The sequence below is a fragment of the Anaplasma phagocytophilum str. Webster genome (assembly GCF_000964685.1).
Lineage (GTDB): Bacteria > Pseudomonadota > Alphaproteobacteria > Rickettsiales > Anaplasmataceae > Anaplasma > Anaplasma phagocytophilum.
In genome coordinates, this window is sequence record NZ_LANS01000001.1 from 439,326 (window position 1) to 465,032 (window position 25,707).

Below are 25,707 nucleotides of genomic sequence, written 5' to 3' on the forward strand. Positions count from 1 at the left end.
CTGTGGGTAGTTATATTACATTAATTACAAGAAAACTCTCTATTGAGAATTAGAGACAGGTCTAGCTTTTCCCATGAAAAACTATTCTCATGAGTCCTTCCAAAATGTCCATAACATGACGTAGGGCTATATATTTGTTCATATAGCGACAGCTTTTCACATATTCCTGAGACTGAAAGATCAATATTACTTATAATACACCTTTCTATCTCCTTTACATCAACCACGCTGGTTCCAAACGTATTGATTGCAAAAGTCAGTGGAGCTGGTACACCTATTGCATATGACATCTGTACCAAACATTCACTAGCTAGACCTGCATGTACTACATTTTTAGCTATGTATCTTGCCATATACGCTGCGGAACGATCTACCTTACTTGGATCCTTTCCTGAAAAAGCGCCTCCGCCGTGCGGTATGTGGCCTCCGTAGGTATCAACCATTATCTTTCTACCAGTGATTCCTGTATCACCCACTGGCCCTCCTACAACGAACCTTCCTGTAGGATTGACTAGAAAATTCTCTTCTTTACACATCCATCCTTCTGGTATCGATGATACGAAGTATGGATAGACAAGATCCCTGACGTCTTGTTGTGTTCTACTTTCATCATGCTGCACTGAAAGTACTGCTCTCAACACTTTTACGGGCTTATGGTCAACATACTGGAGGGTTATTTCTGTCTTTGCATCTGGTCCTATACCGGTAATGCTTCCTTGTTTCACTGCATCTGACAAATTTTTAAGAACACGGTGGGAGTAAAATATTGGAGACGGCATGTATGATTCTGTCTCGTTTATGGCATAGCCATACATTACTCCCTGATCTCCTGCTCCCTTCTTTTTACGACCACGATTCACTCCCAACATTATATCATGAGATTGTTCCTGGAGCATGATCCTCACTTTAACCTCTCTCCAGTGAAATCCTTCCTTTTCGTATCCTATTTCTCTCAGTGTCTTACGAACTACTCCGTCAACCTTTTCCTCCTCTACTATTACTCCGCTTACTTCTCCTGCTATAGTTGCTGCTTCACTTAGTGGCATGACAAAAGTGTAAGTGGGGCTTGGAGAAGATATAGACTCGTAATATCAAGGTGCGGTGAGGAACATGTTTTTTGCGCTACCGATGGCTATATGGCTGATATTGATTTTGCTGTGCTTTTCATTCTGCTTATATGCGTAAAGAGAGCTCATACAAATGAGTATTCTTGAAATGATTGCTGCTATCGTGGATCCTATTGAATAGACACGTCTTCTAGTAGCTGGTCGATCTGCTGTTACCATTGGTATGGATAAAGAACCATCATAGAATAAAGACATCTTATACTTACAGTACGCGTAGAGGTATAAGACTATGGTATTACGAATTCTTGAGGTTCACGATAGCTGCTCTAGATATGCACATTTGAAAAAGAATTCATATGACGGGGACAGTTATCTATTTTTGCAGTACGTGGTGTCAAAGACTTACACGTTTGTGCATCATCTGCGCTTCCTCTCCTATAAATACTCCACAGTGGCAAGCCTAAAGAAATGATTATGTTAAAACCAGCATAATGCGCTTCAGGCTTGGTTTTGAGCTCCAAAGTACCATATATTGACCTGCGAGATCATGTGATTTACAGTGCTATATCTAAAAACAAACGTATAATGTTTTTTACGAGATTCTGAAATGTCTAGGGGCCACGAGCGAAAAAAAGCTGTACTGATAACTGGTGCTGCTAACAGAATTGGCAGAGCTATAGCTGTTTTTCTAGCAGCTAGGCACGGGTACGATATTGCCGTTCACTACAACACCTCATATGAAAAAGCGCTAGAACTACAGGCCGCGATTCGCGAAGTATATGGAAAAAAATGCGAGCTCTTTCAAGCAGATCTAAGAAATTTCTCAGCTCTTGAGGCCTTGATGAAAGACGTCTTCGCCGTTTTACCGCACTGTAACGTCTTAATAAACAACGCTTCAGTGTTTTATACTGATAGTTTAAAGGAATGTAACATTCGAGATTTCGAAGAAAATTTCGATATCCATGTGAAGAGTCCCGTATTCTTAACTCAGTACTTCTCTAAAGGCTGTGTACATGGAGGCAAAGTAATAAACATTGCTGATGCTAGAATTACTAGAACTTCAACAAAGTACTTTTCATATTTGTTGTCAAAAAAATCGCTTATTGATTTCACAGAATTAGCCGCCACAGAATTAGCTCCTAATATATGTGTCAACGCTATCTGTCCAACAAAAGTCCCAGATGACGCAATTGATAACATAGAAGCATTAAATAATATTGAGGCACATCCTCAGCTATTAGAGCTCCTTAAATTAGTTGAACTTCTTTTGGACTTTGATGGTAACAGGACTGGAGAAATACATTTCATGAACTCCTAGATAAATTTTATACCTGACATATAGAACATGGAACTGCTAGTTATAGGCAATACAAGATAGTATCCGCACCTACAAAATTAACCTTACATAGTCAGTGCCACTGCAGCGCAGTGTTCAACCTATGATGATAAAGCAACGGGTACCGTCTTGCCAGATTCCCTACTCATCAGTTTGCACTTGCACACAATTATCACTTCTTCAAACTTTACTGTAGCAGAAGTTCTAAACTCCATCTTCATGCCCAAGATGCCCGATTAGATCGTCAGCACGCACCCGTTATACAAATTTCAGTTTTAACTTAGGATAAAGAGAATGCTCACACTATACCGCAACATAACACCTCTCACAACCCTGCGCGAACTCACACAAACTTCAAGAGTATACAAACAACAAGAGTCCTCTCTTGAATGAGAGGTCTTATAGAAGAATAAAGTTATACCTGCCAAAGAAAAAAAGAACACGAAAACAAGAAACTACACTTGTTCGCCATTACGACACAACGGTATTCCACCGTTGCAAAAAACTTGACCACTGGAAATGAACTAAAAAACGGCTACCACAGGGTAGCAGCACTACCCCGAATAACCGAATAAACAACACCTGCAATAGCAAAGCAGGCCCCATACCGATTGGTACATGCACAACTCAGAGTACTGAACAACGAACCAGCACCGCGCTGCAACATCCACTTAACAAAGAACCTGCACTGAAGCCGGCAACGCTCGAAAGAAGCGCGTTTCTCAAGCCTCTATTACGCTTCCTGCGCTGTAGAAGCCGCAGAACCGCTCTGAGCCTCTATGAAACCCTTTTTAATGAACCAAGACACCCTATCAGTCGGCTGCGCACCCACACCCAGCCAATAGCCAAGACGCTCAGCATTCACCTTCAAAAAACCAGGAGCGCCGCATTCAACCATAGGGTTGTAAAATCCGATCTGCTCTATGCACTTCCCATCCCTTTGTACCCTGGAATCAGCAACTACAATCCTATAGAACGGCTTCTTCTTCGCACCTAGTCTCATTAATCTTATTTTTACGGACATCCCTAACTCGAAGTCTCCCTGAACGAAAGAAGATTTGATTGTAGCACTACATATACCGGAGTCAATTCAATTTTTTTGTAACAGTTTGCTGACAAACGCGCTATTGTGACATAGAATTGCTCGCTTTGCGGTGCTTTTGGCGGTAGATGCGCTGTATCTGATATTTGTTGTTTGTGCTGTTTTTTGGTATGGTCTAGTAGTGCTTGCCGTCGCGTGCGTGCAATGGCCGTGTTTGTGAGCACCTAATTTGTCATGGAATGGGGGTGGCACTGTGGAAAAGCCTGAGTGTTATTAGCATTTAGCGTGACTACATAAGTTGGAGGTTTTATGAAGAAGGGAACAGTAAAACGCGCCGTGTTGTCTACTATCCTATGTAATACCTTAGTATGGTATGATTATATACTTTTTGGAAGCTTAGCCAGTACTATCGGCGACTTATTCTTCCCTCAAGAAGACAAATACTTGTCCTTGATGAGCAGTTTCTCTGTTTTTGCTGTTGGTTTTTGCATGCGCCCATTCGGTGCGAGCATATTTGGACATATCGGTGATAAATATGGTAGGAGGACAGCGCTCGTCATATCCATCATTGCGATGTCAGTGCCTATAGGATTCATGGCTGTAGTGCCGACCTATGCTAGTGTGGGGGTACTTGCCCCTATCTTACTCGTAATATGTAGATTGGTACAAGGTTTCTCCCTGGGAGGTGAGGCAGGAAATGCTACTTTCCTTATAGAACACTCAAAAGCAAATCAAGCTGGGCTCTTCGGGAGTTTCGAGGTTCTGAGTGCGGTTTTGGGATCTGTGTTTGCGTTAGCCGTTAAGATGGCATCATTTTATTTCACAGGCGACGAGTTCAAGGTCTGGGGATGGAGAATCCCGTTCATAGTGGGATTTGTTATTGGTATCATCAGCATATTCATAAGGGTTAGGGCCGGCGAAAGCCCTGCGTATACAGAGCATGCGTCTAAAGAGAGTGGCGTAGTGAAGTCACCTGTAAAACATCTGTTTAAGTACTACAGAAGGCCTTTGATACTAGCGATTTGCATAGACTGTATAGAGAACTGCTCTTTCCACATTTTTATGGTTTTCTTCATAAGCTTTGTAGGTAACTTTTCTCTATCATCTGCAGTAAATCCGCAAATTGGCGAATTTATAGAAATAGTAAACGTGATGATCAGTGGGGTGATGACTGTAGGGTTCGGTGCATTATCTGACGTGATTGGTCGAAAGAAGGTGATGGGTGGCGCATCTATTGCGCTCTTCTTCCTTGCTATACCTGTGTTCTGGCTATTGAGTCAGGAAAGTTTCTGGTATGTAGGGTTGGGTTACTTTCTGTTTGCGATTCCGTTTGCTGCTACACTTGGTCCATCCAGTGCTGCGATGTCTGAGCTATTCCCCACAAAAGTGCGTTATACTGGCTTTGGAATAGCCCGTAACATATCTTCAGCTCTTGGTGGAGGTATGGCTCCTGTGCTTTGTACATGGCTTATGCAAATTACAGGTTGGAAGGTTGCACCTGGTTTTTGTGTGATGTTCTGGGCGTTGATTGCATGTATTGCATTGAGTAGGATTACCCCAAAGGACATTCATAGAGACTGGGTCAAACAGTAGTACTCTACTGCTGGGGTTTCTTACTAAAGTCTAGCAGCCATTGTTAATGGCTGCTTGTTAGTTTCCTGAGTAATAAGTTATTGATTGTCCGATGATTGGAGCTCAGAGCCTTCTTTCGGCTCTTCTGGTTGTAACTTTCTTGCTTCATCAACAAGCATGATAGGAATGCCATCACGTACAGGATATGCAAGCCCTGCTTCATGGCTAATAAGTTCAGCACGTTCTGTATCATACGAAAGTTTACCCCCAGTGAGGGGGCAAACTAAAATTTCCAAGACCTTTTTATCTAACACCTATTTCCAACCTTCTTCATCAGCAATTTGTACAGATTCGCCAAGGTATTTTTCAAGTTCCTGCAAAGGCAATTCGCTCTCTTGAAACTCACCCCAAGATTGCAGTATCTTCGAACGAGCAGCACCTAAAACTATTGGATACTCTTGGTTTGAATTCGCATATATGCTTTGCGCCTCTTCACCAGACAAAAACTCCAATAATTTTAAAGCATTGTCTTTGTTTTTAGCACTTTTTGCTACGGCACCACCACTGATGTTTATCATGGCACCTGTGCTCCCTTGGTTCGGAAAGAAGATCGCAAGCTTAGCAGCTGCTTCCTTGTCTACTCTTCTCTCAGAAGAACAAACTCTACCCCAGTAATAGCTATTTACTATCGCTATACCACCTTCTCCAGCTGCAGCAGCATAAATTTGATCGGTATCACCCCCTGCAGGCTTCCTAGCAAAATTGCTCACCAACCCGCGAACCCACTCTCTTGTGGCTTCCATGCCATTATTGGCCACCATAAATGCAATCAATGACTGATTGTACGGGCTGTTAGAAGAACGCACTAGAATTTGATTTCTCCATTTTGAATCTGCTAAGTCTTCATATGTACTAAGCTGCGAAACGTCTACAAGATCTTTATTATATACTACAATACGGGCACGCTTCGTTAACCCAAACCAGTAGCCATCATTATCTCGATATCTCGCAGGAATTACTTGTTCTAATATTTCTGATCTAACTGGCTGCAGCAAACCCTTTTTCTTTGCTAGTATAAGATTTACAGCATCTGCAGTCAGAAATACATCTGCTTCACTGTATGCTCCTTCGCTTTCCATTCTAGCAATCAGCTGCGCAGCTTCATCATTTATATACCGTACTTGAATACCTGTATCAGCGGTAAACTTCTTGAACAAATCACGCAGCAACTCTTCCTTCCGAGAAGAGTAAACATTGACCACCTTTTCCTGAATAGAACTGTGCTTGTTGTATGCTATAACACCGAAGCATATAGCAAGTACCATAATAACTATTCCAAGAGCTTTCATATGAAACACCGAATACACACATGTATCCAATCATAGGAAAACTTCCTAACCAAGAAAAGACAATATTTCCTAAGGCCCTATGTAAGACGATACATTCAATTTTTGCTGTACGAGTTATAGTTTAGTAACAACTTTTGGTTTCTATGCACACATATGTGCCAATCACCGCGGCACATACGTTCGTACAAAGTTTGTGTACGCATCTAAATCTTGTAAAGCCTGCATCATCCGCAATGCGGATCGCACATGAGCCTGCTTGTATTCAGCCAACGTACACAAAACAACCACTGATCATGCTATTGAAGAGTGAGAAAAACCTAGAAGAATGGCAAATTAGAAAAACCGCCATTACACCTCAAGGAAACCATCTGCATTTCTCGCAGGGTAAGCATTAACACTGTAATCAATTACAACGTCACTAGAGAGCTCTTGGTCACCACCTGTCTTTCTATCATATACATATGCTTCAGAGCGTACACTTGGTGCTCCCATATCATTTTCCCCTTCATCATTCACACGATGCGCTCGTGCTTCGTTGTCAGTATCTTTGTACCGCATAATGGTACCAACATCTAATAGTCCACTGTCATCATCTTTGACGGGGTCATCGTCATCAACAAAACTCCTGCGTTCTTGTGCTTTATGTGCGACGATATTCACACTCCTACCAGACGCAGTGTAAGCAGAAAGGATACCAACTTCTTTACCGCTTCTATCATATAAGTGAGCATGAGTCGTAAGGCGAGCAGGTTTATCAGGCTCAGAAGCATTTGGGTACCTATCTCCGTACGTGAGAGTACTTGCATATGATAAACTGCCTCTGGGCCTTAATTCAAACATATACCCATCTTTATATGCATTTAAGTCCATAACTTCTAGTGCTGCTAGCACCTCATCATTAAAGGCACGCAAAGAGATGCCATGATGTACTAAAACAGGGTTGATGTACACTTGTTCAACTTTTCCATCATCAGATATGCCTTTCGGAGATATATCGCCATCTGCAGTACTAGGTACCAAATGCTTCTGTCCATTGTAGGTAACAACCTTTACGTGGGTAATAGATTTTGGAAACGAAATATGGTGCCCTGTTTCTACGTCAGTAATGCGAAACCCTACCTGATTCATGTACAAAAATTTACTATTTAACAAAGCGAGCTCAGCAGTATTTAGCGTTCTAACAACCGTAACATCTTCAGGCCGCACAGTATCCCCTGGCAAATCACCTGGTTTATTAGAAGAATTGTCGCCTCCATTTCGCGCGTTTCTTGTTGTATGGCGATGCATTTCCTCGGTAAATTCTTGAGTATCTTGCCTTGTTCTTTGATTGAAAGAAAAGTAATCACTAAAACCTCGATCAGTACCTAGGTCTGCTTCACCACTAAGAGATACTCGTTTTATACCATCTTTAGACTCCCCAACAGTTGTTACATCTACATCTTGCTGGTACATAGATGAAACAAAATCGCTATAACTGTAACTAGTATCTAATGAGATAAATACTTTACCTTGAAAAAACGATGCAGCACTCGCAAGTTCCCCAATTTTTTCCCCTGTAGGTGTAAATATACCAACCCTGCTTCTATATGACTGATCATTAACCCTGACAACGTTACCATATTCATCCTTAGGAATACTAGGATCATTTGGGTCATACCGCATCTCAAATAATGTTCCTGATGGATATCTACTCAAGTTAACCATATTGAATGGAGTATTGCTATTCACCCATTTGGATTCTACTCGATCATACACATGTATAGGGTCAATATAAGAGTATCCTTCCATATTCTTTGGCATACCTTCAGGATCTACTTCACCGGTACTGGTACAAGGTACTAATCTAATAGTACCACCAGAAGTTTTAACGAGCTTTAGGTGAGTTATACTCTCTGGAAACTGCAGCACTCTATCAGCCAGCATATCAACAATCATTAACTCAGAGCGGTCAATATAATTACCTGCAGCATCTTTCCTCCCCTCTGTAATATGAAACTGCAAACTAGACATTTTTTCTATTAGCAACTTGTTGCCAATAGTGACATTGGCTGCATATCTATCGTCATCTTCTCTGTCTGTACCACGGTTATCTACCTTTATACTCCTCTGTACCACAGCTTGATTACTGTCTTTGTTCTCCGGAACGTAGTGCACAATTCCAATACCTTTCGTAAGTGGATAACTTGCTCTTGCCTTAACTCCTGAAGACGCCATGCTTATGAACTGATTCACTGCAACTTCTACCTCGCTACTATGAACAGTTCCCGATTTAGTACTTGCAAAGAAGTTTGCGACTTTACTACCATAAGCATCTTCCGTCACAATGATTACTGGCGCAGAGCCATATGCAGTATGAACAGCCTTAAGTACATCATTGACATAGAACGTGCTAGTCGTTCTACCCAACTCGTCAGTGGATCTGGTAAACTCTTCTGTATTGGTTGGTAATTCCCCAATCTTGTGCCCCTTCATGTATATTGAAAGACCACTATAATCACCTTGACCCGTACCACGAATCTCCAAAATCTCTCCGGGATGATGCTCCGAAATTTTCGCGAAGCCTGCAGCGTCTATTGCTATAATCATATCCGGATTGATATAAATTAAAGTTTTGAGTATCCTACTCAGCATGGCCTCGTCCGAGGACCCAGTAGATGGACGACCAAGAAGGTACTGCGTTTTAGCTGTGACATAAGAACTATATACTTCTTGTATTTTATGTGCCACTTCGCGTGCATCTCGAGTGTCACTAATATGCATAGGTATTTTTTCAAGTTCCTTGATGACACCCTCACTGTAATGAGCCAATTCATCTTTATGTGTTAGGAAAACAAGTACACGCTCTACTGCCTTGACAAATTCCCCTTGAGTTTCCCGCGTTGTATTAAAGACATAACTCCGCAATTTTTCTTGCAGATTTTGTATAGAGGTATGTAAAAGAGTAAAATTCTTGTCGTACTTGGCAAATATTTTGGAAATGTGAGATACAGCAACCGCATTACCACTTGAAAAGTACTCCTTACCATCCGAATTACTGTATACATATCGCTTACCGTCTACAGTATTAATAAGCTTTAGGTTTTGATAATCCTTATCTATCATAATCTTGTCTGTAGTATGAGGATTCAGAACAGTAGGATTTCCATATGCTGAAACGTGCGCTGTAGCTGACAACTCACCAATAAGTTTATGATGGGCACCTTCTAGCTTAGCGGCATAGACCTCTGTCCGACCTACTTTTCCATTATGAATACTATCTCGAAATCCTAACTGCTCCCCACCGAAGACAGTGAGTGTATCGTGTTTTTCCATAAACTTCTGCAGGCTGTTTTTATGAAGCCACGTGTGAAATTTTGGAGAAATAAAACTTATGCTATGGGGTAGCTCATCAGGGATTTCTTCAATATACCCGAGGCTTGCAGCCCGAAAATAAGTCTTCAGGAGGCTTTTCTCCGTATCTTGTAAGTATTTAACGAACGCAACACCCATACTATATTTTAGGGATTCATAATCCCTATCTTGAGCATGTCCCTCCACAATACTTGCGACTTCCTTTAGAGTTTTTGCATTTCTCAACGCAGGATCACGCTCATATAGGTTCACAACTGAGCTTATTACACTACTCAATTCTAGTGTTACGCCTTTACCTCTCATAACTATATTTTGTACGTAGTCTGCTACACCTTCTCGAAGAAAATCCGATGCTTTTGCACGATTGAATTCTGCACCGGTAGTATAGTACATAAGCTGATGCGTTATCTCGTGGGGTAAATTCTCAATCTTATTTTTCCCCTGCTTAGCTACATATATCTTTCCTAATGAAGGCCATGCCATACCGCCGGCATTTTTATCCTCATTTATGGTTTCTAGTGCAGCAGAAAGAGTATTCTTATGGGAAAAAAGATATATGTCCAGCTTACGTTGCTCCTGCGGAGGGTGAAGATCCCCAAACTCTTCCTCGTATACACTTATGGTATTCTTTATGAGCTTCTTGATCTTCTTAACATATGATACTGATAGTGGTTCCTCGCTGTGCAAATTTATCTGCATACACCTATTTACATTTTCTAGAACCTGCAGTTTGATTTGATATGTATTATAAAAATTCTTTTCTACGGCATAAAATTTGTTCCTCTCATCATAGTCATGTTCTGGTTCTATCCATTCATCCTCACGTTCAAGATTTTGTGAAGAATTGGCACGACCCCGTGTAGCTACAGGCCCCAATCCTCTTGACTGTGTTACAGGAGACTGCATCTCTCCATCACCACTCGGAGCATCAAGATATGACGCTGTACTAAGCTGAGCACTCCTGTTCCCAGAATCAGAAATTATTGGCTCCTGCAAATCACCTATTACCGCATCAGTAGGAGATTCTAGATGAGAAATATCAGGCTCACTACGTCTGATTTGACCCTCTACTCCCCGCTGAGACAGACTACTATTATCGTTGAGTTTTTCGCCATTATCGTCACTACCCACGGACTCATGCTCCTTGGGTGCAGAATAACTTTTCTGGGCTAATCCCGAATAACCTCTTATACCATTCTGGTCCTGCGCATGTTGCTTAACACCGTTCTCCAGTACATAACCATGAATGTTTTCAGCAGAAGATACACGCTCTCCATGGTCTGGAGACCGAATAACACCTGTCGACCTATGCGGTAAATACGCTATTTTGAATGGCTTTTTCATAAAATGCGCTTTTTTTAGAGAAGGCGCGGAGTAAACCACAAATAGAACAGAAAAGTCAAAATTTAATTTTTCGGACCCACTACATAAAAGCCACAGTAGAAGCTTTTGATCCTATAATCTTTAGGACATATAAAATATGCATGCAACCACATAGGTGAACGATAACCAATACTTGCACGGAAAATGCAAAGGCAAATTCTGAATACCAAGAGCGCTTTATTAACTAGTACTTACATATTAGGAATCATTGCAGCAGACTTTACAACTTCTTAACAAATAGCACATATCAATTGCCGGCTTTATTTCCAGCTGCAGGTATAAAATGTCACATCAAGGTAAGCAACGCTCCACATCACTATATATTTCCCCGGGAAAACCAATTGGAAAATCGTTAGAAAATCAGCTGTTGTATTACGAAGCATTAGTTGGTGATGGAAAAAACGCAGATAGTGCTTTGCCAAGTGCTCAGTACTACTTCAGAAACAACACCCTGATATACGAGGACTTTAAAGTTATGATGGCGGTACCAAAGGAGTACCAATATCTAACGCGCTCATCAAGTGAAGCAGGTCCACATGCAGGAAAAAATCTCTTTTTATGCAATGCTGCAGGGGATCCGTTAGACATAAAATCCGCCATATTATTTGAAACCAAAGTTAAACCTGAAGATGGTCTGACCAGCAAGGATGCTTTTTTCGATCATGCTGAACACAGTAAAGCATTTGTAGTTAATAACAAAGAAGCTTTACTACGTGAGCCATATCCTGTAGCAACCGTAAATCAAGCATTACAAATTCCTGAAAATAGGACGTTAGAAGAGGCGTTTCCCGAAAAAGAAATTTTTAGAATAGAACCCGTAAGCACCCTTCTGTACCCTGAAAATGAGAACCCTGCACATCGCCCAACAATCAAAAGGGCTGGTATATTTGCTGAAGAAAATACATCACCAATAGCATGCCTATCCTCAGATAGTATGATATTTCGTCTAACAAACTCAGACTTGGAAATAGTATATTCACCACTCCCAACAGACATACAATTAGCGAAGTTACAGGAAGCACCTGGTGTAAAAATCGACTTACGCGAAATCTTCAATGGTCGAGATATTGAACAACTCTTAACCGATACGTTTAGTAAAAATCCTTCGTACTTACTAGTAAAAGGTGACAAGCACTATATAGCTAGCGCTGACCAATTAAACGATCATCATGAGATTAATGCAATAACGTATCCATCCGATACGCAGACTGTAGAACAGGTTCTAGCGCATGTAGGTCTTATACCTAAAAACGAATCACTATCCCCACCAAGTGATAAACTGTATGCGTTCAGAATACACGTAAGCGGAAAGCATCCTAACACTCTGCTCTCAATCGAGACTGATAGTTATTCTATCCCGTTAGTACAACACGCAAACAGCAAATTCCTTATAAAACTAGGAGAACCAGACTACTCAATAGGCACTCACGCTGTAGATGCCGAAGAGGACTCAACAAAGACATTATTCGATAAAATAACGCACTCTCACCAATCGCACTATTTTGAAATACTAAGAATGTTTGCAAAAGAAAATATTCAGTGTACCAACTCAATAAGCGATTCATCTCCTCTGCTACACGTACCTCAAGGTGAAAGTTATTCTACAAAGCATGCTCATTATTATAACAGGTCTGGAGTATTTTATCGTATATCTAATAACAGCCCCTTCATAGAAGGAATGAGAATTTTTCACGGTCCATCCTTACTGCACACCGTACACGCAAACCAAAATGGCTTTGTTCCCCTAGCTTTAGAAATAGCACCTAATGCAAGATCATATACCAACTGGATTATAAGCAAGTCATTTCTGGAGAAAAATCCCGCTACTGGAGATGGAAACCCTGATACACACACCACTCAAGAAGCTGAAGAAAAGTCTGACTCACACGGCTCAAATAATACTTCTGATAATAGCAACAAGACAAACGCTACTAAGAAAGATGCTGTAGACAAACCTTATGTCCACACCACTCAGAAAGCTGAAGAAAAGTCTGACTCAAGCGGCTCAAATAATACTTCTGAGAACAGAAACACGGTACACCTTTCTAAGAAAGATGCTGTAGACAAACCTCATGTCAACGTCACTCAGAAAGCCGAAGAAAAGTCTGACTCACACGGCTCAAATAATACTTCTGAGAACAGAAACACGGTACACCTTTCTAAGAAAGATGCTGTAGACAAACCTCATGTCAACGTCACTCAGAAAGCTGAAGAAAAGTCTAACTCACACGACTCAAATAATACTTCTGAGAACAGAAACACGGTACACCTTTCTAAGAAAGATGCTGTAGACGAACCTCACGTCCACGTCACTCAGAAAGCTGAACAGGAATCTGAAAAATTTTTACCCGGTCCAACAACCTTCATATTTCAATCTCCCAAAACTGATGCTGACGAAACATACCAAATCAGTAGCGTACACTCCTCTTTGCGGGAAAGCCCGTACGGAATTATCGGAGTGCCTATGCATGGATGCCATTTTACAACAGATAATAAGCTGCTCTGCGGGGATGATTTTGCTACCACACTCGTCATACCCCCAGAATATCATTTCCTAAAAGTTGTAAAGAACACTGATGATACTTATGGACTTACATTCTGCAATGCAACCAATCAAGCAATCTTACCCAGTCAACTAGAAAACTTTTCACCCAGACCGCCACTATTGGCAAAATTAAAGTCTCTAGTTGCTGCTGATGGTAAACACACTCACCCAACAACAAAAAACACCTTGGGAGCAAACTTAGAGATTGTGAATAATTTACTCTTACATCCCAATCATCCTGGACCAGCAGAGTTACAACAAATATTCCACACACAAAAAGGCAATAAACCAGCCTTCAAAATTGTTAATGAGGAGCACGCTGCGATCGTCTCTCCGCTAAACAGTATTAGCAGTGATGAAAAAAGGTGGCTAAGTGCAGGCACTGAATACTTTTATAAGAATCAAGATTATTACTACCTAGTCCAAAACGGAGTGCTTATTAAAAAAATACCTATAATCCACGAACCCCAATCAAATCCTGTCATAAAATATACAGGATTTATTATTGTAGACTCAAACGGTGTTTCACTACAACACTCACCTTCCAGTGACAAAGATGCACATCTAGTGCGTACAAACGCTGACATACAAATGCTTCAAAATACAATAATTAATATAGCGTATGGATCAAATTCCATGCAAACTAGAGCACCCATCATGGCAGAAGTGTTCCTTCCAAGCAATCTAGTCAATGCAGAAGGTCCATCAGGAATATACTTAATTCTTTCTGACAATAACCGCATAATATCTGCAAGTATGCCCCTAGAATATGTAAAATTCTTCCCTGAAATATTTACACTGGTATATCAACCTGGGGATGGCTCAGCATCGGTAGTACTCGCAACCGACACAAATTCTTTATTAAGAAGCGCGTCTGGCACCCCTATTCCGGTACGGGAAAGTGTAAGAACTATAGAGAAGTTACTAGCTCTAGAAATGCAAGATGTAGAGGCACCTACTACAACGACTGAGACCACCACACCTACCGATGATGGTGCTTCAGGTAAAAAACCTACATTCGTAGATCCAGACCAGCCCAAAGTTCCAGGAGAACCCACAGTTACAAAAGATACAAACGTGCCAGGAGTGCCCACAGTTACAAAAGATACAAACGTGCCAGGAGCGCCCACAGTTCCAAAAGATACAAACGTGCCAGGAGTGCCCACAGTTCCAAAAGGACCCACAGTTCCAGAAGAGCGCAAGGTTCCGGGCATACCTATCGAGCGCTCACTACCATTACACATGGGTGAAAAGGTATATACCGACCCAAAATCTGGTAAATCCCTTTTTACAGCTTATGCACGCATTGCACAAATATCCAAGGATGGAGAAGAAGATAGCACATATATACAACTGCCAGCTCCTAGGTATATTTCCACCTCGGATGGTATTTTACTTACTCACCCAGCATTTTCATATGTGTACAATCTTGCTCCTCATCATAGATTCGTCAAAGTAGTGCGTGACGCAGATACATACACATTGAAAGCATGCGATCAATTCGGAAATGATCTACAGGGATTGACGTTCTCGGATACCCAACAACGGTGTTATTCCTTAACCAAACCCTGTTCCATAGTTCACCCCAAAAGGCTATCGTTCTCTAAATTCCAAAGTGATATAAATAATACACTCTTTAACCTAGAACGTACAAAAATTGGTGATGCTACCGATGATTATGAAGTATTAAAAGCGCTATACAGAAAGCAAGCAAGTGGTCATGCATACGAGCTCAAATCATTAAATACTCTATCTTCTCATGTCAACTTAGTCATAGATAAACATCAAGTTGAGTCACCTACAGTCAAACTCATAACACCACATGTGTTATTTGAAGTTGATAGCAACCTTAAGACCCTAAAATTACTATGCCGCTCTGGTACAGGTGCAGAAGACTACATACAGTTCGATTTTGCAGATGAATGTAATACAGCGAAGTTAGATGATGCAAGAGCGAAAGTTTTAGAGAAGGTTCCGTTCTACATCATCACTGACGGCACATCGCTGTTTTTTTCGTCTGATAAAAATGGCGCTGAACTTATAGAAGACCAACAACAAGTGCGTGACATACTGACGATGGCTAGACTGGCTAGCGACGATCAATACATAACAGCAACAGCTGAGAAGAAGTTTTACGCCCTAAGAGTCAGTGCAATACCAGAACACGAAGATGGCATACAAGCAATAGGCGTGCGCACAAAAGATGGAATCCTTGCAATACCAACCCAAGACATCGCAGCATGCTCGACCTTGGGATTTCAACGTAATGAACTATTTACAATAAACCACACTGCCTTACTTGATGAAAGATCTCACAAGCAATTTCCATTATTGCAATATCGAGTACTCGCAGAATTCGTAAAAAACAATACTGAATTACATATAGAAGCGTCACCTTATTTCAGGGTTGTCTCCCCAAGCATTAGAGGAGACAATAAGATCATTAAGGCCTCTACATACCTTCTAAACGATATCATCGATATTAATCCAGCAGGTATTGTTGGAAATTCTAAAAAAGAGTTCATGAAGAAAGTACTAGAACATCATGTAAAAGTAGCAGTAGACGATCCTGCTGAGGCATACATTCCATACTTAAAGAAAGCTTTGTCAAACCCTGAACCTAGGGAAACAACTTCGGGCAATGCAGCACATGAACTTTTTTCTACCCTTCCAGTATATATGGGTGACAAAATAGAGGTCCCAAGCAATTACTATACGGTTGGCCATTCTGTGAAATCCAAAGTGAACGGAATAGATGTCGCATTACCCTATGCGAGCTATGGCCTCATTAATGAAAAAGATGTTGTTATCTATGATATTATTGCCGATAAGGAAGTAGCGCTACCACGTAACACTGAATATTTCTTAAAAATAGTGCGCGACCCTTCCAGTGACGGATACGTATTTAAAATATGCAACGCATCTGGAGAGATACCTAAAAATATACACCCTCATCTCTTAACCCCTGAAGTAATAGTCGATATTCCTATTAAAAACTGGGATCTAGAACGCATGTATGAAGAAACTGCGGATTACGTCGCTTTCAAACTATCGCCACAACACACAAAAGGATCTAGCTTCGTTAGTGGTATAAACATTATTCCTACACCAGACAATTACCTAAGTAACTCTTATGCCCCTGGACAACCTGTAGCACATTTAAGTACCTCCAGTATAGGGGTTTTACATGGCATCCCTGGCATAATACTAACCCATCACTCTTTTCTAAATGCGACCCCCGTGACAGATATTGTAATATCTAATAATGATGCCAAGAGTAGTTTCGACGCGCGTATGCTAACAGTTCAAACTGCAGCAAATCTGCACCCTTTATTCTTAGTAGTCTCTGGAGATAAAGTAGCCTTTACCGCTGATAAAAATGATAAAAACTTGCAATTTCAACCAGCTACAGAATATCCATACTCCCTACTCATGGAGTGGTTGCATAAAGTTGTAACCTTTCCGTACAACAATGAATTTAAGCTCATGCTTACCCTAGCAGATACACCAATAAACGGGTATGCGATACCGTTTAATATCACCCCCGTAGATGATTCTGTCCACCTCGTGACACAAAAAGTTATTCAAGAATCAAAATTGTTCTTCGATCTCAATGATTATTCAATCTTCTTTGCAGGCACAAATAACACGGTGTTAGTAGAAAATCTGCCATGGATGGAAGATTACATACTAAGTGCAATAGTACCCATGTTCTTCAAAATAGGGTTACAAGCCGATATTCAAGAATCCCAAACCACGTATCAATTTGCTGGTACTAACAAAAAACATATTGCAGCAGAAGAACTCGGAAAGGTAATCGAGCAACATCTAAGAAGTATAAAAGCTATACCAGATCTGCCAGAACCATCTTTCTCACCAGAGAAGGACCCTACTGAATGCTTAGTACCAGAGGTTGTACACGTAGATGATAAATCACATAGTGGCACGGTTGACCCTGTACAAGAAGGAAATAATATCTCTTCATCAAAGACTCCTAAAGATACCACATTATACCCTTTCCATACTCATGTAGAAGAAGAGAATCACAAGGATATTGTTGCTGACCCTGTGAAGAAAACTAACTCAGATGGCACATCATCTAACCCGCCTGCAATATTAACTACGAATGAAGAGCAAGATGCACCATTGGACCTCCGGGAACTGAATAGTCATGCAAACATAGCTTATTATCACCCTCTAGATCCCAATCATCCGGAAAATTACCCCCTCTGGATAAATGCAACATACGACGAAATGCAAAAGTTCTATACCAACGTTAATTCCAAATACATGAGTGGTGAAATCTCATATGAGAAAGCAATGATTCTATATGACAATATAGTCCTAGATTCATGCCAAAGAGAGGACTTCCAAGTACGTGACGGAACAGTATCACGCGAAGGATCAGTGGTGACGATAGGAGACCACAACTTCGGCAACATACAGCACCTAACCCAGATGTTCTCGTAGTAACCCTGTATGCCTTTGTGCAACGAATACAAACAACCAGCCTCGCTTCAGAGGCTGGGCACAACCTGTAAGAGAAACCGCAAAACCCCTACAGAGCCGGAAATGTGGAGGCAAGCGGGGTCGAACCGCTGACCTTCTGTGTGCAAAACAGATGCTCTACCAACTGAGCTATGCCCCCAAAACCACTCTTGAGGCTAACATAAGCTCCACACGAACTCAAGAAAAAATATCCGTACTTATGTCACTTATCGGATCCCTCTTTAATCTTTTCTACTAAACTACAGAAGTCATCCGCATCGCTAAAGTCCATATACACGGAAACAAACCTGATGTATGCAACCTTATCCAAAACCAAAAGGTTGTTTTTTACTATCTCTCCTATCACCCTAGCAGGAATAACATCCTCTTTCACCGACTCAAACTTATACAGTATCTTGCTTAGCACCATATTTATTTGTGCAGGGGTAACTGGACGCTTGTTTGTAGCCAACATAATAGATGTAAGTAACTTCTGCTTGTCAAAAGGCTCCATTCTTCCATCTTTTTTCAGAACCATGATAGGCTTAAGCAACAACTCCTCAAGAGTCGTGAACCTAGAGTTGCAAACTTCACACAACCTACGTCTTCTCACAGACATATTATCATCGGAGTGCCTAGAGTTCTTCACTCTTGTATCCGCACTGTTACAAAACGGACATTTCATAAAAGCTCAATTTTCACTAAGAATTTCTGCCAACTACCCACAGATAACCAGTTAGCAGTTGTGTTTCATATCATAGACCTTATAATTGGGCAACGTAGGATAGCTAGGATTTTATGGGAGTTCGCGCATTTTTCCTGAAAATGTTTAATTTTTTAACTAGAAAGCGAGCTTGCCTTGTGTATACCGATCACTTAGGCAATTCTTACTATTCCCGAGTTGTAAGGGGAAAAGAGCGTAGGTGGGTTGTATACGCTAGCAAAGCGGATCCTTCTACTGTTCCTGCAGGATGCCACCTTTGGCTCCACTACACCAGTGATCATATAGTGGCGGATCGCTCTAAGAGCGTGCATATACCCAATTTTACGGGTACTAATCATGCTTACCACCCGCACAAAACGTCGCCTATCAAGGTGTCCTAACAACATGTGTAAACTTGTCTTTAAATTATGTCGGTACACAATAGGGGTCGTGTGTTCGAGCTTGCGGTGTATATCAGCTTATGGCGATTGTTGTGTATCGTGGGGTTTGTAGCAGACGTGCACTTCACTTTATACAGATTTGTGTATCGCTTGTTAGTGCTTCGCTTTAACGGGTTTAGCAGATTAGGTAAATATGTCCAAATGCAGTATAATAGAGGTGCTCGTAGGGGTTTTTGTATCGGTTGTTGTAATAGCCCTGGGTAGCTTCATGCTCAACCGACTCTCCCATCAGGTACGCTTTTACAATAGGTGTAACCTCGTCACCGCCTCGTTCTCTGACGTCAATGGCTTGAGGGTGGGGAGCGATGTGCGTGTTTCTGGTGTCAATATCGGCAGCGTTACTGCCATGTCTTTGGACTCCGATAACCTTCCAGTAGTTACGTTGTGCATACATAAAGGCCTGCTGTTACCTGTAGACAGCTCCGCCTCCATTACTTATGCAGATCTACTAGGAAAGAGGTACATAGATATAATTCCTGGAGCTGACGACAATGTGTTAGAAGATGGTTCTTCACTTGCTCACACCAGTACAGTGGCTAGCCCAGGCATCATTATAAACAGCCTTATAAGTAATGCACTGAAGTAGTGCAAAACCTCAATATCAATCCTAATTTAGAAACATGAATTTCAGAAACTTATAAAAATATGAGAGAAGAGCATGCTCTTCTCTCAACAGCGCGGTGCCTGCCCAGGAATCAATAAACGGTCTTATAAGCAACGCTCTAGGTAGTGAGAAACCTCTCAAAACATCAACTCCATGTGTTGGTTTTATAATTGTTCTGTATCTTGTTTAAAATATGAAGCTACACCGGAAAAAGTAGTCCGTGATTCTAGTACGACATCCACAATAAACTTTACAGTCTTCTTAAAAGATGTAGGTGCTAAAAACCACTACTGCTGGTGAAACCATCACTCCCCCTGGCAGAATTGCTACAATCTTGCTATGAATGCACAATACGATTGCCATACATACTGCTTTAAATACCTGCTACAATTCCAGGCATGGCTATGCTGGTTTACACAAAATACTCCTTTTTTCCTATTGGCAACAAGAAAACTGGTAGTCTCCTTGCGATCTTTTTACCCACTGCTGTAATCGTGTAGATAGCAATAATTGCCATTTTCCTTTTACACACTAACCAGGGGATTCCTGTCCTATCCTATACTTATCATCGTGATCAATACATATGCTACTATTTACTTCCCGCGTACTTTGTTATAGAATGTACGTGTGGGGTGTTGTGTGGTGTCTTGCATTACTGGTTGTTTGGGGAACACTCAGCATTTTTCACCGTAGGTGTTAGTTTGTGATGTGGTGTTGTTATGCCCAGCATTTCCAGTGTTATTTTTACTGTAATATTTGGCATAGTTTTATACGTTCTTCTGAATAAAGCTATAGACTGGACATTGTCGCGGCTAAGAAGACGTCGTGGGGATTACAGTAGAAAAGCTGCTCCAGGTGCTTCTCCTATAACAAATTCATCTAGGGCTGCTCCCAGGGCGGCTTATGAGCTACCTAAGCGCTTCATGTCGGCATACGCTCAAAAGGATGCTCCAACAAGGATTTCCACTGTTGAATCAGTTTCTCAAGTGTTCCAGGAAAGGGGCAGAAGCAGATAACAAGGTTTGCTTTGAGAAGTTTGTCGTGTAAGCGTGTTGCCTCGTAATCTACGTAAATTCTGTTGTGTTACCCGCGCAGAATGGGTGTTTGCTGCTTTTTTTGCCTAGCTAATCTGACACAGAGTAATTGCTATTTGTTCTGATATGGCTGTTAGAGGTATAGGATATGCCCCTACGGCTAACCCAATACATGCCATTACCCACATACATAAGGTCATTGCCTTGGGGGTTTTTATCGCAATATCGTTAGCGCATTTCTCTACCATACGAGGGGTGAAATACAAGTATTCTATCACCTTCCATGTGTATATTACAGAACACACAGATCCAACAGACAATGCCAATATACCCTCCCATGCCCGTGCGCTGACAAACGAACTAAGCATATGCCACTTGGCTACAAACCCCATGGTAGGAGGCATCCCCACCAAACTAAGAGAAAGCAGCACATAAGCCGCAGTAATGCCCGGAAGCACTCGGCTCAAACTCAAACATTTCTCAACATTGCCCCGACCAAAGTGATAGGATATCCCTCCAGATACCATAAATAATGCCGACTTTGCCACGCTATGGCTAACCATATAAGTTACCGCAGCAGCTAACCCCGCATACGTATTTACGCTAATCGCAAATATGACACATGCTATATTCGCCACACTGGAATAAGACAACACATCACTTATGCCCTTGCTCATCGCTGCCAATACCGAGGCAACAATAATTGCCAACGCAGCAACAGCCAACAGCATCTTGCCAAAAGGTAACTCTGTAAATACCAGATTCGCTCCAAATACGCCGTATACTATCCTTATCATAAGGTAAATCATCACCTTTGTTGCAGTGCCTGATAAAAACACCGCAATAAATGCCGGTGATGATGAATATGCTCTAACCAACCAGCCGTGAAACGGATACAAAGCCGCCTTCATCACCAAGCCAAGCATCACGAAAAAAACACCAATATATACAGTCCTATCTACCGGTAACTCCTGCAGCATCATAAACATATTTCCCATGTTTAGCGTGCCGGTAGCTGCATACAAGAAGCCTATACCCAGTAGGTAAAAGGTTGCACCTACAGTTCCTATGATCAAGTACTCAAACGACGATACCAGAGACCCTTTGTGCACCCCCATTGCAACTAGTACGTACGCAGATATTGATGCTACCTCTAAAAACACATAGACATTAAAAGCATCATTGGAAACCAAAATGCCTAGTAGGCCGCCAAACGATAATAAAAAGGCTGCATAAAACTTTGAGACCTTTTCAGCCGGTATTTCTTTTCGGCTAGGATAAATACCGTAAATCGTGCTCATCACCCCTATAAAGGTAACTAACAACATCATAGTAGCGCTTAGTAAATCTACTCGAAGCTCTATGCCATAAGGCAAACCCCATCCCCCAACCTTATATACTATGGGTTGTCCCGAATAAACCTGGAAGAACAACAGAAGAGATATCAAAAAAGAGCCTGTAACCACCCCGCAAGTGAACATCTGTATAAGACTCACCCTGCAGCGTAACAAGGAGCACACAGTTGCGGATAATAACGGCAACAATACCTGTAATATCACCAAATGATCTTTCATAGCGTAAATCACACGTTCCTTTCACCTGATAACAACAAGCATCGCTGCAGTTATACTGAAAAAGAAAAGCTTCTACAATATATTACTTTTTGTACTTCTTTTGGTGGTAAATGTCTCTCGTAACACATCAAGCAGTTATTATGGTTTAAGTGTTGCGACTACGTTAATCGCGGTGAGCGAAACTACACTAACGAGAATATCTTAGCTACTCCCTATAGCAAACTTCTAATCAATCTATAACTTCAGAGTAAGTGATATGTAAAAACACACAGGATATCTTCTCGCCAACCCCGTTTAATAACATCACATACTAAACAACAGCCCTATCTCACAAAAGCGATAGATAATAAGCCTAATGTTTCCTATGCTATCTGCTGCTTTTTACAAGCTCAAATAGTCTATCAATATCGAAAGTAGGCTTAGGCTGCCATACATACCCCTGCAGCGACATGTCTATACTAGCAGGACTGTTTCCCCCAGGAGGTACAAATGCAAATCTGCAAAGCGACGTTACCGTAAACTGAGGGATCATGAAGTTAATGGACGCCGCTCCAACTGCATTGTTGAGCCTAAACTGCAAAGAAGACACAGCTGTTCCCCTTTCTATCTGCATTTCACCATCAAACTTCTCAAAAACTGTATTACCTCTGTATAGATAAACACGAGACAATGATGCTATGTCAGCCTTGCTTTCTGTATTGAAGAGATCCGTAATAAAGCCATCAAAATCCACACCACTCACGTCGAGACGCCTTGCAGCAAATTTTAGTTTACCCTTCACAGAATTCATCAGTTCAAGAACATTTCTTCCATACATTTGCAACGTTCCACTAACACTTATATTGCCCTTAGGATTCATACCCTTGGGCTCCTCTACATCTTCATCATCAGAATCCTCACTCCCTATCGCAACATTGGAAGCGGCAATCACAACTGACAGCGATGTTACATCTCCCATACCTACATTGCCACTAATCTTTACATTCCCTTCACCCTGATTGAAGTGAAGATCATCTATAGACATTACCCCTTCTTTAAATGTAGACGACATAACCAAGTCCGTTAGAGACCTCCCCAAAAAAGTCATGTTCTTTAATTTGACATTCACATTTCCGTCTATCCCCTCAAGACTTGAGAGATTTATAGGCTGGCTTGACCACACATATTTTGAATATCCTTCCTGGGAAACCCTCCTTCCTCCTTCAGCTGCTATGCTGTTGCGGGCAATCAATTTTGGTGCCCACAAAAACTCCGAACTATATTGATCCCCTACAAGATTTAAAAACACTTTCGGCCGCACTCCTTGACTACTCAACGTAACACTCGCGGAACCTCTTACGTCAGATACGTGACCCTTACTATCCTGTGCAGAAAAACGTATTTTTTCTATGCTCATACGACGACTTGATACGTCTGCTAGAAAACTTAGCTCGTCGATCGCTCGTCTTCCTATAGTGAAATCCCGAAATTTCACAGCCACTTGTACAGGAATCGCGATATTCCTGAGCCACATAAAACTTAAAATATCATTATCACTCTTTGAATCAAGGTGTACCATTTTATAGTCGCTAGAAGCAAAATTGCTGACTGTAATTCCACCTATAACAACACCACCCCCTCTACCGTATTTGTACTTAAGATTACCTGCAATATTAGCCCTGCGCGAATTCAGATTTATGTCAGGAAATGCAATAATGCGGGGCGCAACGTAAAACCCACTTTTTAGCACAAAACTTCCATCTCCTTTGTCATCACGTACCTCCTTGGCACTAAAAGGAAATAGCCAGCTAATGAGCGTATCTATATCTTCTCCTGCAACATTAATGGTCCCCATAAATCGAGGTATTGTATTCCCCTCAGTATTAACAGCAGTACCACTAACTTGCAGCACATTATTCTTACCAGGAAGATCAAGAAGCAGTCTATCAACAACTATCTTCCCGGCGCTTATGGTAGCGCTAGATGAAATGTTCCTAACAACACCACCTTTGTAACGCATTTCTTTTATGTCTAGTTCAGCCTGAGCATCCATCCCCAAAACTATCACTGGAAAGGAAATACTGCTACTTCCCCGCACCGGAGTATTGTATATATTCACATCAGGATCATCGTGCCTTACCAACGCATCTATATCCATGAAAGAAAAAGCCAACTGTGCATCACAGGACATCGATGCATTGCACTTGCCCTTAACATTCCCTGTAAGGCTACTACCCTCAATATCTAAGCGGTTAACCTCAAATCCATGACCAACATCGTGCTTGAACTCAGCAAGTAACGATAGTTCCTCTGTAGAGTGAATATGTTCTAACGCATCAATCCGGGTTACCACAGACAAAGCTTGAGAAAATTCACCAAGATTGCTAGTTTTAGCGTCTAACAACCACTCAAAGCCACCAAATACCTCTAAAAGAGTCCTATCACCCGCGCCAACATCGTATCGCCCCTTTCCTGAAAGCGATACCCTGGTATTCCCAGATGTGAGCTCTACAGTGGCAGTCTTATCCCCACTGTCTTGCAGTTCAACCTTTGCTACAAGACTATACTTTCCTCTGCCTATCCTAAACTCTGTGTTAGTCCTATATAAATTGCCACGCGACCTTATTTCGCTTTGCTTTACATGTACCGCATTGCGTGGTGATGGTTCAAAGGTTTGACCGGGCACTATAACCGAGTCGAATATACGTACTTTACCAACCCCAGCGCCAGCTTGCGTGGTTACAACATCACCCAAACTTTTTGCGTCAGTGCGTAGCCCATACAGATCGATATACTCGACCTTTCTTTCCCCTCTAAGCAGGAACCAGACAGATAAACCTATCTCCAGCCTGTCTACCGCAATAACTCCTGAACACCCCTTGGATTCTTCGTCACATCCCAAATACAAATTACGCACTATAAGCTTCGGAGGGAGAAATTTCCCACGAATATCACCAAGAACCTTTATAGAAACACCGCTGTTCTTGACGGCTACCCCGAGCTGCTCAAATGCATAATCACCGTAACGGGCATCCCAGTCAATTAAGTACGGCACACCAATTATTGCAGCCAGTGCTATAATTGCTGCCCCACACAAATATCCCAGAAACTTCATCGATACACCACGGACGTTCCCCTTCTAAAATCTATTCACCAAAAACTAAGAATATATAAAATAGTAGAGCAAAAACACTTGTTACTCCACAATATCCATATATT

The 25,707-nt window shown here is 41.5% G+C and carries 14 protein-coding genes and 1 tRNA gene; 6 read left to right on the plus strand and 9 right to left on the minus strand.

The annotated features are described in order from the left end of the window. Positions 1–20: 20 nt before the first annotated feature. A complete protein-coding gene (metK, locus tag APHWEB_RS01820; RefSeq protein ID WP_011450217.1) occupies positions 21–1,046 on the minus strand; it encodes a methionine adenosyltransferase in 1,026 nt (341 codons plus the stop codon). Between the two features lie 628 nt (positions 1,047–1,674). Between metK and APHWEB_RS01825 the strand changes: the two genes are divergently transcribed. Beyond that, entirely contained in the window at positions 1,675–2,385 is a 711-nt protein-coding gene (locus APHWEB_RS01825) for an SDR family NAD(P)-dependent oxidoreductase (RefSeq protein WP_011450215.1), read from the plus strand. Between the two features lie 751 nt (positions 2,386–3,136). Here the strand turns inward: APHWEB_RS01825 and rpsP are convergent. Beyond that, positions 3,137–3,427 carry a 30S ribosomal protein S16 gene (rpsP, locus tag APHWEB_RS01830; protein WP_011450213.1) on the minus strand — a complete coding sequence of 97 codons (291 nt, stop codon included), beginning with the start codon at positions 3,425–3,427 and terminating at the stop codon, positions 3,137–3,139. A gap of 327 nt (positions 3,428–3,754) precedes the next feature. On the opposite strand from rpsP, the gene APHWEB_RS01835 reads away from it, so the two are divergent. Next, complete coding sequence (locus tag APHWEB_RS01835) at positions 3,755–5,038, plus strand: MFS transporter (protein WP_011450212.1); 1,284 nt, start codon at positions 3,755–3,757, stop codon at positions 5,036–5,038. Positions 5,039–5,115: 77 nt separating this feature from the next. Here APHWEB_RS01835 and APHWEB_RS01840 read toward each other — a convergent pair whose 3' ends face one another. The 3 genes from APHWEB_RS01840 to APHWEB_RS01850 form a co-directional block, all read right to left on the minus strand. Beyond that, positions 5,116–5,331 (minus strand): Trm112 family protein, encoded by a 216-nt coding sequence (locus tag APHWEB_RS01840; protein WP_011450211.1) that lies wholly within the window; start codon positions 5,329–5,331, stop codon positions 5,116–5,118. Continuing rightward, entirely contained in the window at positions 5,332–6,342 is a 1,011-nt protein-coding gene (locus APHWEB_RS01845) for a Fe(3+) ABC transporter substrate-binding protein (RefSeq protein ID WP_011450210.1), read from the minus strand. A 372-nt stretch (positions 6,343–6,714) separates the two neighbouring features. Next, complete coding sequence (locus tag APHWEB_RS01850; RefSeq protein ID WP_021798980.1) at positions 6,715–11,061, minus strand: hypothetical protein; 4,347 nt, start codon at positions 11,059–11,061, stop codon at positions 6,715–6,717. 514 nt (positions 11,062–11,575) lie between these two features. Between APHWEB_RS01850 and APHWEB_RS01855 the strand changes: the two genes are divergently transcribed. Continuing rightward, positions 11,576–18,115, plus strand: a complete 6,540-nt coding sequence (locus tag APHWEB_RS01855; protein WP_207759918.1) for a hypothetical protein — start codon at positions 11,576–11,578, stop codon at positions 18,113–18,115. A gap of 105 nt (positions 18,116–18,220) precedes the next feature. Here the strand turns inward: APHWEB_RS01855 and APHWEB_RS01860 are convergent. Together APHWEB_RS01860 and nrdR are read right to left on the minus strand one after the other, a co-directional pair. Continuing rightward, positions 18,221–18,293, minus strand: a tRNA-Ala gene (locus tag APHWEB_RS01860). Positions 18,294–18,356: 63 nt separating this feature from the next. After that, positions 18,357–18,818 carry a transcriptional regulator NrdR gene (gene nrdR, locus APHWEB_RS01865; RefSeq protein WP_020849206.1) on the minus strand — a complete coding sequence of 154 codons (462 nt, stop codon included), beginning with the start codon at positions 18,816–18,818 and terminating at the stop codon, positions 18,357–18,359. A 140-nt stretch (positions 18,819–18,958) separates the two neighbouring features. Between nrdR and APHWEB_RS01870 the strand changes: the two genes are divergently transcribed. The 3 genes from APHWEB_RS01870 (at position 18,959) to APHWEB_RS01880 (ending at position 20,917) form a co-directional block, all read left to right on the plus strand. Next, positions 18,959–19,237, plus strand: a complete 279-nt coding sequence (locus APHWEB_RS01870) for an NADH-ubiquinone oxidoreductase subunit NDUFA12 family protein (RefSeq protein WP_021798978.1) — start codon at positions 18,959–18,961, stop codon at positions 19,235–19,237. 193 nt (positions 19,238–19,430) lie between these two features. Next, complete coding sequence (gene mlaD, locus APHWEB_RS01875) at positions 19,431–19,883, plus strand: outer membrane lipid asymmetry maintenance protein MlaD (protein ID WP_011450205.1); 453 nt, start codon at positions 19,431–19,433, stop codon at positions 19,881–19,883. Positions 19,884–20,620: 737 nt separating this feature from the next. Continuing rightward, on the plus strand, positions 20,621–20,917 hold the full coding sequence (locus APHWEB_RS01880) for a hypothetical protein (RefSeq protein WP_020848738.1): 297 nt from the start codon (positions 20,621–20,623) through the stop codon (positions 20,915–20,917). A 104-nt stretch (positions 20,918–21,021) separates the two neighbouring features. Here the strand turns inward: APHWEB_RS01880 and APHWEB_RS01885 are convergent, their stop codons facing one another. Beyond that, on the minus strand, positions 21,022–22,509 hold the full coding sequence (locus APHWEB_RS01885) for a proton-conducting transporter transmembrane domain-containing protein (protein ID WP_011450204.1): 1,488 nt from the start codon (positions 22,507–22,509) through the stop codon (positions 21,022–21,024). Positions 22,510–22,876: 367 nt separating this feature from the next. Then, positions 22,877–25,603, minus strand: a complete 2,727-nt coding sequence (locus tag APHWEB_RS01890) for an AsmA family protein (RefSeq protein WP_011450203.1) — start codon at positions 25,601–25,603, stop codon at positions 22,877–22,879. Between the last annotated feature and the right edge of the window lie 104 nt (positions 25,604–25,707).